Source organism: Faecalibacter sp., from assembly GCF_057177045.1.
Genome location: NZ_CM169987.1, coordinates 2668224 through 2685383 on the forward strand (window position 1 = coordinate 2668224; position 17160 = coordinate 2685383).

18 protein-coding genes are annotated in these 17160 nt (G+C 33.1%); 10 read left to right on the forward strand and 8 right to left on the reverse strand.

Features of this window, described 5'->3' with window-relative positions:
* Positions 1–41: 41 nt before the first annotated feature.
* A complete protein-coding gene (locus tag AC1QSP_RS12405; RefSeq protein ID WP_322970940.1) occupies positions 42–350 on the reverse strand; it encodes a hypothetical protein in 309 nt (102 codons plus the stop codon).
* A gap of 214 nt (positions 351–564) precedes the next feature.
* On the opposite strand from AC1QSP_RS12405, the gene AC1QSP_RS12410 reads away from it, so the two are divergent.
* The gene (locus AC1QSP_RS12410; RefSeq protein WP_484078965.1) at positions 565–3081 is read left to right on the forward strand and encodes a TonB-dependent receptor domain-containing protein; all 2517 of its coding nucleotides are present in this window, start codon (positions 565–567) and stop codon (positions 3079–3081) included.
* A 139-nt stretch (positions 3082–3220) separates the two neighbouring features.
* Here the strand turns inward: AC1QSP_RS12410 and mscL are convergent, their stop codons facing one another.
* From mscL to AC1QSP_RS12435, 5 genes are all read right to left on the reverse strand, one after another.
* Positions 3221–3607: a large-conductance mechanosensitive channel protein MscL gene (gene mscL / locus AC1QSP_RS12415; RefSeq protein WP_322970795.1), complete on the reverse strand. Its 387-nt coding sequence runs from the start codon at positions 3605–3607 to the stop codon at positions 3221–3223.
* Positions 3608–3623: 16 nt separating this feature from the next.
* The gene (gene lgt / locus AC1QSP_RS12420; protein ID WP_484078966.1) at positions 3624–4508 is read right to left on the reverse strand and encodes a prolipoprotein diacylglyceryl transferase; all 885 of its coding nucleotides are present in this window, start codon (positions 4506–4508) and stop codon (positions 3624–3626) included.
* Positions 4505–4747, reverse strand: a complete 243-nt coding sequence (yidD, locus tag AC1QSP_RS12425) for a membrane protein insertion efficiency factor YidD (protein WP_323674063.1) — start codon at positions 4745–4747, stop codon at positions 4505–4507. The genes lgt and yidD overlap by 4 nt, the downstream gene beginning before the upstream one ends.
* An 83-nt stretch (positions 4748–4830) precedes the next feature.
* Positions 4831–5337, reverse strand: a complete 507-nt coding sequence (locus AC1QSP_RS12430) for a thioredoxin family protein (protein ID WP_484078967.1) — start codon at positions 5335–5337, stop codon at positions 4831–4833.
* Between the two features lie 62 nt (positions 5338–5399).
* A complete protein-coding gene (locus AC1QSP_RS12435; RefSeq protein WP_322970799.1) occupies positions 5400–5804 on the reverse strand; it encodes a hypothetical protein in 405 nt (134 codons plus the stop codon).
* A 118-nt stretch (positions 5805–5922) separates the two neighbouring features.
* Here AC1QSP_RS12435 and AC1QSP_RS12440 point away from each other — a divergent pair, with 118 nt between their 5' ends.
* Positions 5923–7203: a replication-associated recombination protein A gene (locus tag AC1QSP_RS12440; RefSeq protein WP_484078968.1), complete on the forward strand. Its 1281-nt coding sequence runs from the start codon at positions 5923–5925 to the stop codon at positions 7201–7203.
* A gap of 64 nt (positions 7204–7267) precedes the next feature.
* Complete coding sequence (locus AC1QSP_RS12445) at positions 7268–7687, forward strand: type II 3-dehydroquinate dehydratase (RefSeq protein WP_484078969.1); 420 nt, start codon at positions 7268–7270, stop codon at positions 7685–7687.
* 30 nt (positions 7688–7717) lie between these two features.
* Here the strand turns inward: AC1QSP_RS12445 and yihA are convergent, their stop codons facing one another.
* Complete coding sequence (gene yihA / locus AC1QSP_RS12450) at positions 7718–8353, reverse strand: ribosome biogenesis GTP-binding protein YihA/YsxC (protein ID WP_322970803.1); 636 nt, start codon at positions 8351–8353, stop codon at positions 7718–7720.
* A 6-nt stretch (positions 8354–8359) separates the two neighbouring features.
* Entirely contained in the window at positions 8360–9139 is a 780-nt protein-coding gene (locus AC1QSP_RS12455) for an alpha/beta fold hydrolase (protein WP_484078970.1), read from the reverse strand.
* Between the two features lie 273 nt (positions 9140–9412).
* Here AC1QSP_RS12455 and mraZ point away from each other — a divergent pair, with 273 nt between their 5' ends.
* From mraZ to murD, 7 genes are read left to right on the forward strand one after another with little or no spacing between them, the layout of a single operon-like run.
* Positions 9413–9877 (forward strand): division/cell wall cluster transcriptional repressor MraZ, encoded by a 465-nt coding sequence (gene mraZ, locus AC1QSP_RS12460; protein WP_484078971.1) that lies wholly within the window; start codon positions 9413–9415, stop codon positions 9875–9877.
* A complete protein-coding gene (gene rsmH, locus AC1QSP_RS12465) occupies positions 9870–10778 on the forward strand; it encodes a 16S rRNA (cytosine(1402)-N(4))-methyltransferase RsmH (RefSeq protein ID WP_484078972.1) in 909 nt (302 codons plus the stop codon). The genes mraZ and rsmH overlap by 8 nt, the downstream gene beginning before the upstream one ends.
* Positions 10771–11145: an FtsL-like putative cell division protein gene (locus AC1QSP_RS12470; RefSeq protein WP_484078973.1), complete on the forward strand. Its 375-nt coding sequence runs from the start codon at positions 10771–10773 to the stop codon at positions 11143–11145. Before rsmH ends, AC1QSP_RS12470 begins: the two co-directional genes overlap by 8 nt.
* On the forward strand, positions 11138–13117 hold the full coding sequence (locus tag AC1QSP_RS12475; protein ID WP_484078974.1) for a penicillin-binding protein: 1980 nt from the start codon (positions 11138–11140) through the stop codon (positions 13115–13117). The genes AC1QSP_RS12470 and AC1QSP_RS12475 overlap by 8 nt, the downstream gene beginning before the upstream one ends.
* Positions 13114–14577: a UDP-N-acetylmuramoyl-L-alanyl-D-glutamate--2,6-diaminopimelate ligase gene (locus AC1QSP_RS12480; protein ID WP_484078975.1), complete on the forward strand. Its 1464-nt coding sequence runs from the start codon at positions 13114–13116 to the stop codon at positions 14575–14577. The genes AC1QSP_RS12475 and AC1QSP_RS12480 overlap by 4 nt, the downstream gene beginning before the upstream one ends.
* Before the next feature lie 4 nt (positions 14578–14581).
* Positions 14582–15808, forward strand: a complete 1227-nt coding sequence (mraY, locus tag AC1QSP_RS12485) for a phospho-N-acetylmuramoyl-pentapeptide-transferase (RefSeq protein ID WP_322970810.1) — start codon at positions 14582–14584, stop codon at positions 15806–15808.
* A 3-nt stretch (positions 15809–15811) separates the two neighbouring features.
* Positions 15812–17143, forward strand: coding sequence for a UDP-N-acetylmuramoyl-L-alanine--D-glutamate ligase (gene murD / locus AC1QSP_RS12490; protein WP_484078976.1), 1332 nt, complete (start codon positions 15812–15814; stop codon positions 17141–17143).
* The last annotated feature ends 17 nt before the right edge of the window (positions 17144–17160 follow it).

The window sequence follows — 17160 nt, forward strand, 5'->3', positions numbered from 1 at the left end:
AAAGCCTTGAATTATTATTCAAGGCTTTTTTTATTATGTTATTATTTCTTTTGAGATTTATGACGTTCTAAAATGGCTTTTAATTTTGCTTTTTGCTCTGGCGTATATAATCGATCAATTTCTTCTAACTCTTTTGTTCGAATTTCATTTAAACGATTTTTTAATTCTTGTTTTTCGGCCGCATATTTATCTTTAATCGCTTTTATTTTAAGCACCTGTGCATCCGTTAAATCCATTTCGCGTTTAAAGGTTTCGAATTTCTCCGAATTGCTTTTATTGGTTTGTGCCATCGCACTCAACGATAGGGTAAATAAACCTACAAACATCAAATTTTTTAATACATATCTCATTATCAAAATATTTTTAATCAAAACTCTATACCTTTTAGACAACGATTTAAAAAAAAGGTTTAATCTTCATTGAAAATAAATTAAAAAAAAGATTCATTTTTAACATTATTCGTATTCGGTATTTTATTTTTTAAAAAAACGCTCATCTGATTAAACCTTTCGCGCTTTATATTGTCTAATGCTATAACAAGTTAACTACAATTAGAAATTAATAATGAGACTAAAAAGTTTATTTACTTTGATCTTTACACTATTTGTAATTGCCTTAAATGCGCAAGACAAATACCAAATTAAAGGGAAAGTATTATCAACCACGAATGCTCCAATAGAGTTTACCTCTGTTTCTTTAGAGACCGATAGCGAAGGAGTTGTGATGGAAGGAATGGCAGATGCAAAAGGAGAATTTGTAATCGAAGCGCCAGCAGGAGAATATATCTTAATTATCGAGCCTTTAGGATATGATATTATTCAAAGGGATATTAACCTAACATCGAATATTGATTTAGGTACTTTTTCTGTGAAAGTTGATGAAATTGTAAGCTTAGGTGCAGCGGTAATTACTGCAGAAAAACCGGTATATAAGGTTGAATTAGATAAAAAAGTATATGATATGGCAAGTGATCCAATGTCACAAGGTCAATCATTATCAGATGCTTTGCAAAATGTACCATCTATCCAAGTCGATGCGGAAGGAAATGTTTCGTTACGAGGAAATGATAATGTAAAATTCTTAGTGGATGGTAAACCTTCAGGTATGTTAGGGGTATCTAGTGTTGCAGAAGCATTAAAAAATATTCCAGCGGAGAACGTTGAGCGTATTGAGGTTGTAACAAATCCATCGGCTCGTTATGAAGCTTCGGGATCTGCCGGGATTGTTAATATTGTATTGAAAAAAGGAACAAATACTGGTTTCAATGGATCTGTTACATTGAATGGAGGAATTCCTGAAATGGTAGGTGTAAATGCGAATATTAATTACAAAACGAGAAAATGGAACTGGTTTGCCAATGTAGGTACTCGTTATGCCGATCGTGCGGGAGAAGGTTCTGCTTTTATGACAAGTTTTGATAATGGTTTAGTATCAGAATACCGTTCGACAGATCGTACAAATGATCGTATCCGTAGAAACTACAATGTACGTGTGGGTACGGAATATTATATTAATGATAATAATACAATTGGTTTATCAGCAGGATACCGTTATAACAATGGAAATAACTATTCTTTAATTGATTATAACTACTATGATCCTACAATGGCTTTCTTATACAATGATTATAATAAACAATCGGAGAAAGAGTTAGAAAATAACTTTGATGTTGATTTAAATTATAAACACGAATTTGATAAGAAAGGTCATGAGTTATCATTTACCGGACGTTTTTCAACTCAAAAAGAAGAAGAAGACGGATTGATTAATGGGATTTCTACACAATTTAATCCATTAACAGGAACATATGAACCTGTAAAAACAAATCGTTTAACGGATAACTTAGAAAAACAAAATACTGTTGTATTCACAGCTGATTATATCCGTCCAATTGGAGAAAAAGGGAAATTTGAATTAGGTGCTCGTGCTGATTTTAACAACAATAAATCGGATAACCAAACATACAATATTCAAGAGGATGGGTCATTAGTGATCAACAATGATTTCTATGCGAATATCGATAATCAACAAAATGTTTTAGCAGCTTACGCACAATACGGAAACGCTATTGGTAAATTCCAATATTTTGCAGGATTACGTTTAGAAAGTTCTAATATGGATATTAAGTTCTTAACGACAAATGATCGTATTAAAAAGAACTATACGGATTTATTCCCAACAGCAACATTAAACTATACGTTTAATGAAAAGAATGAATTACAATTAAGTTATTCTAAACGTATTCGTCGTCCAATGGGATTCATGTTAAATCCATTTTTCTCTGCAACAGATGACCGTAATATTCGAAGAGGTAATCCAGATTTAGATCCAACATATACTAACTCATTTGAATTATCTTACATTACGACTATTGGTAAATTAATGATTACTCCAAGTGTTTTCTATCAAAAAACAACGGATATGATTAATCAATTCCAACGTCAAAGCTTTAACGATAATGGTGAGAGAATATTTATTACTCGACCAATTAATGTTGGAGAAGAGCAACGCTACGGATTAGATTTAACTACAACTTATCGTCCATTTAGATGGTGGAATTTAATGTTAAATGTGAATTTATTTGGATATGATCGTACAGGTTTCTACCAAGAAACAAATGAATATAGAGATCCAGAAACAGGAGCAATGTTAACGAAAGTGGATTCTCAGGATTTTTCCGGAGATGGATTTAGTTCAAGAGGACGTTTATCATCTAACTTTACATTACCAGCAGATTTCAAAATCCAAGTTGCTGCCAACTATATGGGAGCTATCGAAACTGCTCAACAAAAAGTAGAAGATAACTTATCAATGGATTTCTCTTTATCAAAAGATTTATTCAATAAGAAAGCAACTTTAGCATTTAATATCCGTGACGTTTTTGATTCAAGAAAACGAGAAATGACTCAATTTGCAAACGATTATACAAATTACGAAAGTATGCGTTGGATGGTTAGATCTTGGAACTTATCATTTACATACCGTTTCAAAAATACAAATGAAGGAAAAGGTAGAGATAAGCAACAACATCCTGATGGAGAAGAAATGATGGGTGAAGGAGGTGAAATGGGAGGTTTCTAACGCACTCTATTTATAATACATCAATTACAATATTAAAAAAGGTTCTGAGATTATTCAGAACCTTTTTTTGTTTCTATACATTAATAAAAAAAATCCGAATACCATTTGGTATTCGGATGAACATTTATATAAAACTGAATTATTTTTGATTCTTTAATAAATCGCGAATTTCAGCTAATAATTCTTCTTGCGTTGGTCCCGCTGGAGCTTCTGGTTCTGCTGGAGCTTCTCTTTTTAACTTGTTAATTCCTTTGATCATTACAAATAATGCAAAAGCTACAACGATAAATGAGATCGCAGCTGAAATAAATAAACCATATTTAATGGCTGTACCAGGAATTACTAAATCTGCTAAATTATCCAACTGTAATGTTTCTAATGTTGGAGTTAATATTGCAGGAGTAATAATATCTTCTACTAAAGAAGTGACAATCTTACCAAATGCACCACCGATCACTACACCGACAGCTAAGTCTACTACGTTTCCTTTAACAGCAAACTCTTTAAATTCTTGAAAAAATCCCATAAGTTTAATAAATATTTTAGTTGATAAATGTTCTATTTTTTGATGATTTAAAGAAATAGAATCCTAAAATCATAAATGGTATACTTAAAATTTGACCATTGTTTAATCCAATATTAAGTGCTTCTGCAACTGCTTCTGTGCCTTGATCTTCTTTAAAGAACTCAACAACAAAGCGTATTAAGAATAAGAAAAATAAGAAGATTCCAAATAATGCTCCCATATCTTTTTTCTTATCCGTTTGATTGTATACGTATAACATGACAAAACCTAAGATTACGTATCCTATAGCTTCATATAATTGCGCAGGGTGTCTAGCAACAATTGCACCATATCCTGAACTTTGATTATGGAATTTCACTGCCCAAGGTAAATCGGATGCTTTACCAACAATTTCAGAATTATAAAAGTTTCCGACACGTACTGCTGCACCTCCAAAGGGTACTACCGTTGCAATACGATCCAACAACCATAGGACATTACGTTTGGTGTATTTTCTTGAAAATAAAATTGCTGAAAGGATCACTCCAATTGCGGCTCCATGACTAGCTAATCCACTAAAGCCAACAAATTCATAATCTTTTAAAAGGCCAAATAAAGCAGTTTCTCCAGGAGAATATGCTACAGGTAGAAAAACTTCGATTGGTCGTTCTATAAAAGCGGATGGATCGTAGAAAAGATACTCTCCTAGACGAGCACCCCCAATGGCTCCAATAAAGATGTAAAGAAATAAAGGGTCTAACCATTCTTTTTTCTCTTTTTCTTTTTTAAAGATATTGGCCATTAAATACCAACCTATCACAAAGGCTAAAATCCAACATAAGCTATAAATGTGAATTTTAAATGATCCAATTTCAAATAAATATGGCGATGGTTGCCAATCAATGTAAGCGAGTAAATTCATTCTGTATTGTTATTTTTTTTAGGTACTGGGTCATATCCATGTCCTCCCCAAGGATGACAACGACCAATTCTCTTTGTTCCGAGCCATAATCCTTTTAACAAACCATGCTCTTTCAGTGCTTCAATCATATAAGAAGAACAAGTGGGTTGATAGCGGCAATTACTACCCATCCAAGGTGAGATGGCATATTGATAAAACCGTACCAATAGTATGAATGGTTTAATTAAAAAATTATTCATCGGGCAAAGGTAATGATATCAGATATATAAATATACAAAAAACTCTTACCGAAGTAAGAGTTGTTGAGTTTGTATCTTAAGGATTATTTTTTAATGTAAGAAGCAGGATCTAATGCTTTGTATGACCAGCTTTGTAAAAAACTCAGTACTTCTTTCGGATCATGACCTTTCACTTCTTTGCTTTCTAAATAAGCAGAATTTTGAGTATGAAGTAAATTTCCATTTTGATCTAAAATAACAAATACTGGAAATCCGAATCGTTCAGGATGTTTTAAAGATGCTAAAACCTCTTCATTTTTATTTTTTGGTGAATAATTGACGTGTACTACTTCATAGTTTTCGTTTAAATATGAATGGATTTCTTCATTTTTTTGAGTTAGCTCGTTAAACATTATACACCATGCACACCAGTTTCCACCAATTTGTAATAAGACATGTTTCTTTTGGGTTGATGCTTTTGCTACAGCTTCATTGATTTGTTGTTGCGCATTTGCAGATTCGTCATATATTTTTTTCTTCTCAGCAGTTTGTGCAAAAGCAAGGCTTAATGTCATTAAGAAAGCTCCGAATACGAAAGAAAATCTTTTCATTTGAATAAGTATTTATTGAAGCTCTAAAGTTATAAAAAATCAAGCCAAAGTTATGGCGAGACCTATTTTTTGATTAAATTATAGTATGAATTTTGCTTTGCTTGTAATAATTCTACATCTTGTTTGGGTGAAGGAAAATGATTCGGTTCAGTCGTCGAAAAATAGAATTTAGATTCAAATGCTAAAAGATCTAATTCTAATTGGTATTGGTTGATTCGGGTATGTATTTGGTTTGAATAGTAATTGATTAATTGATCATATTGTTCAGCTAATTCGCTGTTCATCAAAATAAACGATTTGAATTCTTGTATTTCTTCCAAGAATTGAATGATCTGATGCGAAATTTTCATTTGTTTCGCACGTAATTCTTTTTGCTTAGAGTAAAGGTCAGAAGTCAACAATTGTTGATTAATTGCACGATGTCTATCTGTTAAGATTAATGCACATTCTAAAGCTTTTTTCATCATTCTCATATTTTGTTGGTACAAATAAACAATTGTATCATGACAAAATATGTCGTTGAAAATGGGATTGAAAATTTAATGTAAAACTTTAACTAAATTTGAAAAAGTAAAATTTCGAGTTATGAATATGCCACTTGCTGAACGAATGCGTCCACGTACATTAGAAGATTATATCAATCAAAAACATTTAGTCGGACCTAATGGTCCAATTGCGATGATGTTGAAAAATGATTTGATTGCTTCAATGATTTTCTGGGGACCTCCAGGTACAGGAAAAACTACATTAGCGCAATTGGTTTCTGAACTATCAGGTCGCCCATTTTACACATTAAGCGCCATTAATGCTGGCGTTAAAGAAGTACGAGAAGTCATTGAAAAAGCGAAAGGGCAGAATTTATTTTCAGGTGGTAAAAATCCAATCTTATTTATAGATGAGATTCATCGATTCAATAAAACTCAACAAGATAGTCTATTAGGTGCAGTAGAAAAAGGTTGGATTACACTAATTGGAGCGACAACTGAAAATCCAAGTTTCGAAGTGGTTCCGGCCTTATTATCGAGAGCTCAAGTGTACACAATAAAATCCTTGGATCGTGAAGATTTGGAGGAATTAATTGCACGAGCTTTAATAAAGGATGATTATTTATCCAAAAAAAATATAACGATTCATGAATCAAACGCGTTGATTCGTTATTCGGGAGGTGATGCGAGAAAACTTTTAAATGGATTAGAGTTGGTTGTCAATAGTTTTGGGAATGATGAAGAAATTATTATTACAGATGAAATTGTGACGACCCGAATTCAACAAAATCTTGCACGATATGACAAATCAGGAGAACAACATTATGATATTATTTCAGCATTTATTAAATCGATTCGCGGTTCGGATCCGAATGGTGCAGTTTATTGGTTGGCTCGAATGATTGAAGGAGGAGAAGATTTAAAATTTATTGCTCGAAGATTATTAATTGCGGCATCTGAAGATATTGGGAATGCTAATCCCACAGCGATGATTTTAGCAAACAATACGTTTCAAGCAGTTTCGGTTGTTGGATATCCTGAATCTCGAATATTATTAAGTCAATGTGCAATTTATTTGGCCAATTCACCCAAAAGTAATTCTACTTATATGGCCATTAATAAAGCGCAGCAGATAGTGAAGCAAACCGGAGATTTGCCAGTTCCTTTACATTTGCGTAATGCTCCAACAAAGTTGATGAAGCAAATGGATTACGGCAAAGAGTATATGTATGCTCATGATTATGATAATAATTTTGCTTATCAAGAATATTTACCTGACGAATTAAAAGGAGCTACATTTTATGAACCAGGTAATAATAAAAGAGAACAACAAGATAAATTTTCGCTGAATCAAAAATGGCGAGGAAAATATGGGTATTAAATTTAATTCGTTTTAACGAAGTAGTTCGGACTTTATTTGTAAATTTAGTAGACAATACGAGGCAATGAAGCAAATACAAATTATTAACGGTCCCAATCTAAATTTATTAGGTGTAAGAGAGCCTGAAATTTACGGAACTCAAACTTTTGAGGATTATTTTATCGAAATCAGAAAACAATTTCCAGATTGTTCGATTCATTATTACCAATCCAATCATGAAGGGGATTTGATTGATTTGATCCACAAGGTGGGATTCTCTTATGATGGAATTGTATTGAATGCAGGTGCATATACTCATTATTCTTATGCTTTAGCAGATGCTATTAAAGCCGTGAAGACTCCAGTGGTTGAGGTGCATATCTCTGATATTTATGCCAGAGAAGGTTTTCGTGCCACAAGTGTAACGGGAGTTAATTGTATCAAAATTATATCGGGTAAAGGATTGCCTGGCTATATCGAAGCTATTAAAGAATTCATTAAATAAACAAAAAGGCTGATCATTGATCAGCCTTTTTTAATATTCTTTTTTGTATTGTTCTTTTTTAAATTCGTCCACCAAATGTTCATTCAGACTTTCGATGTATCCTAAGATTTCTAGTTTTCCAATTTGACTACTTGATGAACTAGAGAAAATAACGGGTAATTCTTCCCATGTTTTTAATAATTCATTTTTGTAGTTATTTAAATTCTTTTGGAATTCAGTACTCGATAATTTATCCAGTTTAGTAAATACAATTGAAAAAGGAATTCCTTTGTTTCCTAACCATTGCATAAACTGTAAATCGATTTGTTGAGGTTTATGTCTCGAATCGATTAGTAAGAATACATTCACTAAGTTTTTACGAAACTCAATATAATCATAAATCATACGATTAAAACCACCTCGAACTCCTTTCGGGGCTTTGGCAAAACCATAACCCGGTAAATCCGTAAGATACCAAGTGTCGTCCATTTCAAACGTATTAATTAATTGCGTTTTACCTGGAGTAGCCGAAGTTTTTGCTAATGATTTTTTATTCGCTAACATATTTATTAACGAAGATTTTCCAACATTAGACCTTCCAATAAATGCATACTCCGGTTTGAATGGAGGAGGACATTCTGTATATTTTTGCGAACTTTTAAGAAATTCAGCTTTCTTAATCATCATAATTTATTATTTTACAGATGGTGCAATATTCTTTTCAATTAACCATTGATCCAAAATTTCATTGAATAAATCAGGATGTTCCATCATAGGAGCGTGTCCACATTTATCAATCCAATATAATGAAGCATCAGGCAATTCTTCATTAAATTCAACTGCGACTTCAGGAGGCGTAACATTATCTTGTTTTCCCCAGATTAAACAAACAGGAATTTTAATGTCTATTAAATCGGATTTCATGTTTGATTTAATCGCATCACGTGCAATATATAATGTTTTGATGGCTTTATTACGATCGTTTACCGTGTTGAATACGTCATCTACAATCTCTTTTGTAGCAACTGTTGGGTCATAAAATACTTCACGTGTTTTACGCTCCACATATTCATAATCTCCTCTTTTAGGATATGTTTCACCAAAAGATTTTTCATATAATCCAGAGCTCCCTGTTAAACATAAAGCAGTTACTAATTCTGGTCTTTTATGGCTTACGACTAAACCGATATGTCCACCTAATGAATTACCAACTAAAATAACAGGTTCTTGAATAACTGTTTCAATAAATTTTGCAACGTGTTTTGCAATGTTAGCCACGTTTGTACTAATAACTGGTAAAGAATACAAAGGTAATTCTGGTGCGTATACTTTATAACCTCTCTGCGAGAAATAACTCGTTAATGAGCTAAAGTTACTTAGTTCCCCCATTAATCCATGTAATAATACGATAGGTTTACCCTCTCCTTCTTCTATATAAGAGAATTTGTCTTTCTTTTTTAAGCTAAAAAACATCTACTTGTTGTTAAGTCGACAAATTTAGTCAATAATTATATTATAGAATAATTTATTCGAAAAACTTTAATTCTTACCACATGGTTTTAGATGCATATTGATATATTAAGAGCTATATAAATAATTGATTTCAAAAAAGATTGTACTTGTTTATAAATGAATATTTTAAGTTTTAAAATGTTAAAATTGAATTGTTAATAAATTTTTAAAATAAATGTGGTAAAAAATGGTAAATTGTGGTAAAATATTTTTTATTTTTGGAAAAAATCTCTCATGAATTCATTGTTTGGTACATATGAGTGCAAAGTCGATACAAAAGGCAGGCTCCCAATACCAGCGGGTTTGAAGAAGCAACTTGCTGATTGTATGGAGGATGGCTTTGTGATAAAGCGTTCTGTATTCCAACAATGTTTAGAGATACATCCCATGAAAAACTGGGAGAAAATTATGATTGATTTAGGAAAACTGAATCGTTTTGTTAAAAAAAATAGTGATTTTATTCGAATTTACACTGCTGGAGTGAAGGTGGTAGAAGTAGATTCGAATTGTCGTTTGCAAATCTCAAAGGATTTGGTGAAATATGCCTCAATTGATAAAGATGTGGTGTTGAGTTCATCAGTCGATTTTATTGAGATTTGGGATAAAGAGTTGTACGAAAGTATTATTAATAATGTTGATGATGTCGATTTTGCTCAAATGGCAGAAGATATCATGGGAAATTTAAACGAAGATGAGTGAATATCATAATCCAGTATTGTTAAAAGAAAGTGTCGATGCATTAATTATTAATGATTCAGGGATTTATGTGGATTGTACTTTCGGAGGTGGTGGTCACTCTCGCGAAATTGTAAGTCGTTTAGCAGAAGGTGGAAAGTTGTATTCTTTCGATCAAGATGAAGATGCTGTTCGCAATAAGTTTGACGATCCAAAATTCGAATTAATTGAACAGAATTTTAGATTCTTAAAAAATAATTTACGTTTTCGAATGGTTCGTGAAGTAGACGGTGTTCTTGCGGACTTAGGGGTTTCTTCTCATCAATTTGATACACCAGATCGTGGGTTTTCTACACGTTTTGATGGTGAATTGGATATGCGAATGAATCAAAATTCAAAATTATCAGCTAAAACGATTGTTAATGAATATGAGGAAGAAGATTTAGCTCGTATTTTTTATGATTATGGTGAGTTACAAGGATCATATCGTTTAGCGAAAGAAATTATTAAAGCAAGAGCAGATAAACCGATTGAAACGATTGATGAATTAAAAGCAATTTTCTCATTTATTCCCAAGATGAAAGAGAATAAGTTCTTTGCTCAAATGTTTCAAGCTTTACGTATCGAGGTGAATGACGAAATGGCTGCGTTAAAAGAAATGTTGATGCAGTGTGCAGAAGTAGTGAAGCCGGGAGGGCGTCTTGTGATTATTTCTTACCATTCATTAGAAGATCGTTTAGTGAAACGATTCATAAAAAATGGAATGTTTGAAGGAGAGCCTGAACGTGATATGTATGGGAATTGGTATGCGCCATTTAAACCCTTACAATCAAAGGTTATTGTTCCGACGCAAGAAGAAATTAATGTTAATCCAAGAGCACGTAGTGCTAAAATGAGAATCGCAGTAAGAAACGAAAATGAATAAAAAGGTTAAACAAGGTAGAGTAGAAAAGATAAAGAAGGAGGATTTGCCTTCTCGAAATACGATTTTCAAGATTTTAGCTGGAGATTTTTTAATCAATAGTAGTTCAAGAAAAAACTGGTCTTTTATAATTTACGTTGTATTCTTAGCTTTTTTAAGTATTACCAGTTCCCATTGGGTGGATCGAAAAGTAGTTCGGATTAATGAATTACAAGAAAGTGTTGAAGATTTAAGATCTCAATATACCGATAAGCATCGCGATTTAATGCGTATGCAATTGGAAACTGAAATTATTAGTAAAACAGAAATGTATGGGCTTAAAATACCAGATAAGCAACCATACTATATAGTAGAAAAAATTGATGAATAACGATAATAAAAAATGGATAGTAATTAAAGGTTGGATTGTCGCTGGGGGACTGGCGATATGGGCTATTACTATCATTTTTTTTATGTTTAGAATCAATGTGATTGAAGGGGAAGAATTGGAGGCTTTTGCGGCTAAAAATAATTTCCGTCTTGATACAGTAGAAGCTGAACGAGGAAATTTATATGCCTCTAACGGTGCTTTAATGGCTACAACCGTTACAAAACATAATATTTATGTGGATTTAGTAGCAATTAAAGATGAGCTGTATAATGAACAAATTGGAGCGCTTTCAGATTCTTTAGGACGAATGTTTGAAAAATCGTCAGTTCATTTTTTGGATAAATTCAATAAAGAAAGACAAAAGAAAAACCGTTACATGATGTTGGTCAAAGGATTAGATTATGATCAGTATCAACGCATACGTAAATTTCCAATTTTCAATAAAGGTCAAAATAAAGGTGGATTTATTCATGAAACTGAATCTATTCGTGAATTGATTGTTTCGGATATTGGAGCGCGTACAATCGGTTATGATGATTCGAGAGGTAAAGTTGGGTTAGAAGGAGCTTATAGTGATCTTTTAACCGGAATCGAAGGTCGTCGTTGGGAGCAATTCATGGGACGTGGAAAATGGAAACCATTTAAGCAATGGGAGCAAGAACCACAACCTGGTTCGTCCGTTTATACCACAATAGATGCTGATTTACAAATGATATCTTATGATGCTTTGTATCAGCAACTTTCTGCTTTTGAGGCACAGCACGGTAGTGTAGTGGTGATGGAAGTAGCAACAGGTAAAATACGTGCCATTGTTAACTTGACCCGTAAAGAGAATGGAACATACGTCGATGATTATAATTATGCCGTAGGTGAGGCAGCTGAACCAGGATCTACATTCAAAGCTGTATCGATGTTAATCGGTATGGATGATGGGTATTTTGATAAAAATACTGTGGTAGAAACAGGAGGTGGTGCTTACAAATTATACAATAGAAGAATTACCGATTCGCATGCGAATGGTACATTAACTGTAGATGGTGTAATTAAAAAATCTTCTAATATCGGTACGGCCAAATTAATCAATGAGCATTACAATTCTCAGCCAGAAAAGTTCTTTAAAAAATTAGAACAATGGCATATGACAAAACCTCTTGGAGTTGATATCCTTGGGGAAGGTAAGCCGATTATGCATCGACCTGATTCTAAATCATGGTCGAATGTTACTTTACCTGTAATGTCCTATGGTTACGGATTAAGTATTACACCAATACAATTGGTGACATTTTATAACGCAATTGCCAATAATGGAAAGATGGTTAAACCTCTTTTTATGGATAAAATTGCGAAAAAAGGGGAGGAAGATATTGTTTTTGAACCTGTTGTTTTGGTAGAGCGTTTGACTTCTATAGAGAATATAAAAGCAATGCAAGATATGTTGAAGGGAGCCGTAACGGAAGGTACAGCTCGATTAATTCATACGGATAACTACGAAATTGCAGGAAAAACAGGTACAGCACGAGTAGAATATTGGAAGAAAGATCAAGGTATGCAATACCGTGCATCTTTTGCGGGGTACTTTCCAGCAGACAAACCAAAGTATTCTTGTATCGTAGTGGTACATAAACCAAATCCTCAAAAAGGATATTATGGAGGTGGTGTAACAGCTCCTGTATTTAAGAAGATTGCAGATTGGGTATATTCAAAAACTCCCATACCTTTGCCGTCTGATATTAAAAAGTCTGGTAAAAATGTGATTAACGAATTCGCAAAAGAATCGGTGATTAATGTGAGCAAAGTTCAAAACATTGTTCCAAATGTCATGGGATATTCCGGAAGTAAAGCTATTCCTGTATTGGAAAATATGGGCTTAGATGTACGTTATTCTGGGATTGGTCGTGTGACAAATCAATCTTTACCAGCCGGAAAAAGATTTAAAAAAGGTGAAACAATTTATTTAATGTTGGAGAGATGAGAAATTTAAAAGATTTATTATACAGTGTCTCAATCTCGCAAACTGTAGGACGTATTGATGTTCAGGTTGAGGAGATACAGTTTGATTCCAGAAAAGTAAAAAAAGGAGATGTCTTTGTTGCTGTACGTGGTGTAACAGTAGATGGACATACTTATATAAATAAAGCCATTGAACTTGGAGCACGTGTTATTGTTTGTGAGGAAATTCCCGAGCATATACAAGAAGATATTACGTATATCCAAGTGGATAATGCGCAAATAGCATTGGGTGTATTAGCATCTAATTTTTATGATAATCCAACCAAAGATCTTCAATTAGTAGGAGTGACAGGGACAAATGGAAAAACGACAACTACAACTTTATTGTATGAGTTATTCACAAAGTTAGGCTATGCTTGTGCATTAATTTCGACGATTAAAATCGTTATTGATGGTGAAGTTATTCCATCAACACATACAACACCAGATATTTTGACTTTAAACAAAATGTTTAGAGAAGCTGTTGATCGTGGTTGTGAGTATGCTTTTATGGAAGTGAGTTCGCATGGGATTCACCAAAATCGTATTGCAGGATTACATTTTGCGGTAGCCGGGTTTAATAATATTACGCACGATCATTTAGACTATCATAAAACATTTGCCAATTATATCGCCGCGAAAAAGAAATTTTTTGATGATTTACCAAAGTCGGCAATTGCCATTACAAATGTCGATGATAAAAATGGTTTAGTGATGTTACAGAATACTGTAGCCACAAAAAAAACATATGCCTTAAAAACTGATGCTGATTTTAAAGCAAAGATTTTAGAAAATCAGTTTGATGGGATGTTACTAGAATTCAATGGGAAAGAGTTTTGGACTTCTTTAATCGGGAAATTTAATGCTTATAACTTATTAGAAGTTTATGCGATAGCAACCTTATTAGGTCAAGAAGAGTTACAGGTATTAACTGCTTTATCAACACTTAAAAATGTGGATGGTCGTTTCCAAACATTCAAAACGGCTACAGGTATTGTTGTTATTGTTGATTATGCACATACTCCCGATGCCTTAGAAAATGTTTTAAATACCATTGAAGCTATTCGCACGAAAAACGAAAAATTAATCACTGTTGTTGGTTGTGGTGGGGATCGCGATCGAACTAAACGTCCAGAAATGGCTGATATCGCAAGTCAACAATCACAAGTTGCAATATTTACATCAGATAATCCACGTACTGAAGATCCTGAGTTGATTTTACAAGAAATGGAAGAAGGTGTACAACCACAATTTTATAACCGAACGTTAAAAATTACTGATCGTAAAGAAGCGATCAAAACGGCATTAAAAATGGCTGAACCTAAGGATATTATTTTAATCGCGGGAAAAGGTCACGAAACATATCAGGAAATTAACGGGGTTCGTACTCATTTTTCTGATTTAGAGGTAGCAACAGAATTAAGTCAATTATTGAACAAATAGGCAAATGTTATATTATTTATTTGATTATTTAAACGAATTAAACATCCCAGGGGCAAGAATGTTCCAATACACTTCTTTCCGTGCAGGGATGGCCATTTTATTAGGAATGTTTATCAGTTTATTTTATGGAAAACGTATCATAAGCTATTTACGCCGTGAACAAATGGGAGAAATTGTTCGTGATTTAGGTCTAAAAGGACAAGTTGAAAAAGCAGGAACACCAACAATGGGAGGAATCATCATCATTGTGGCGACTCTTATACCGGTGTTATTGTTTTCTAAATTACACAATATTTATATCATTATCCTATTGGTTTCTACTTTATGGTTAGGAGTGATTGGATTTTTAGATGATTATATCAAAGTCTTTAAAAAGAATAAAGAAGGTCTTAAAGGAAAATTTAAAGTCGTTGGACAAATCGGCCTAGGTTTAGTTGTAGGAGTAATGCTTTATTTTAGTGATTCAGTAACGGTTAAGAAACAAATTGATCGTGCGGATCATGTGACACAGTTAGAATATAAACCAGTAAAATTTGGACCAGAAGAGAAAAGTTTAGATACGACGATGCCTTTCGTTAAAGGAAATGAATTTAACTATTCTGATTTTCTTTTTTGGATGGATGCTGATAATAAAGCGGTATGGGGAGGTGTAATCTTTGTTATTGCTGTTATTTTTATCATTACAGCTGTGTCTAATGGAGCAAATCTTACAGATGGTATAGATGGGCTAGCAGCAGGGACTTCAGCTGTCATTCTTTGTGCATTGGCATTATTTGTTTTTGTATCAGGTAACATCATTTTTGCCGATTATTTGAACATTATGTTCATCCCTCGTTCAGAAGAGGTTTTAATTTTCTGTGGTGCATTTTTAGGTGCTTTAATAGGATTTATTTGGTACAATACATATCCAGCTCAGGTGTTTATGGGAGATACTGGAAGTTTAACAATTGGAGGTTTAATTGCTGTTTTAGCAATTATTCTTCGTAAAGAGTTGTTATTGCCTATTTTATGCGGAATTTTCTTTGCAGAAAATCTATCTGTTGTATTGCAAGTATCTTACTTTAAATATACCAAAAAGAAATATGGGGAAGGTCGCCGTATTTTTTTAATGTCGCCTTTACATCATCATTATCAGAAACTTGGGTATCACGAATCAAAAATTGTTGTAAGAGCCATCATTATTGGAATCATTTTAGCCGTAATATCGGTTATTACATTAAAAATTAGATAACCAATGAAAAGATTAGTTGTTTTAGGTGGTGGTGAAAGTGGAGTTGGTACAGCCATCTTAGGGAAAAAAGAAAATTTTGATGTATTCCTTTCAGATATGGGAAGCATCAAACCGAAATATAAAGCCATGTTGGAAGAACACGGGATTGCTTATGAAGAAGGTCAACATACAGAAGAATTAATTCTGAATGCTGATTTGGTCATGAAAAGTCCGGGGATTCCTAAAAAGGCCGCGCTAATTCAGAAATTAAAAGGGAATGGAATCTCTGTAATTTCTGAGATTGAATTTGCTTCTCGTTATACGGATGCAAAAATTATTGCAATTACAGGATCAAATGGTAAAACAACAACGTCTAGTTTAATGTACCATATCCTAAAGCAAGCTGGATTAAATGTTGGATTAGGAGGAAATATTGGGACAAGTTTTGCTTTATTAGTCGCTGAAGAAAATTATGATTATTTCGTATTAGAAATTAGTAGTTTTCAATTGGACGATATCGACACTTTTAAGCCGAATGTTGCCATCTTATTAAACATTACACCAGATCATTTAGATGAGTATGATTATAGTTTTGATAAGTATGCTCAAGCTAAATTCAGGATTACTGAAAACCAAGACGAGAATGATTATTTCATTTACAATCTCGATGACGAAAAAACAATGGAGATGATGAATGAAATAACTATTCGCGCCAATCAAAACCCATTTACTATGAAAGATGCTAATCAAAATTCTTATGCGAATGATGATTGGTTTTTTATCAATGATCAAGAAGGCGGATTAAAGATGTCGATTAACGAACTAAGTTTGTTAGGAAAACATAACATTTCGAATTCACTAGCCGCAGCTACAGCAGCTAACATTTTAAAAATTAAAAAAGACTCAATTAAAAAGAGTCTAATGGATTTCAAATCAGTAGAACACCGATTAGAACCTGTTTCAAAAATTAAAGGTGTAGAATACATTAATGATTCTAAAGCTACTAATGTCAATGCGACATATTTTGCTTTAGAAAGTATGAAGAAACCCGTCGTGTGGATTGTTGGTGGAAAAGATAAAGGAAACAATTACAATGAAATTTTACCATTTGTAAAAAGTAAAGTGAAAGCTATTGTTTGTCTTGGTGCTGACAATACAAAAATTGTTGACTTCTTCTCTCCATTTATTCCAACAATTGTAGAGACCAATACCATGAAAGATTGTGTAGAACAATCAAGTAAATTGGCAGAAAATGGTGATGTTGTTTTATTATCACCTGCATGTGCTAGTTTCGATTTATTTTCAGGGTATGAAGACCGAGGAAATCAATTTAAAGAGCAAGTAAAAAAAATATAAAATAAGAAAAAACGTCA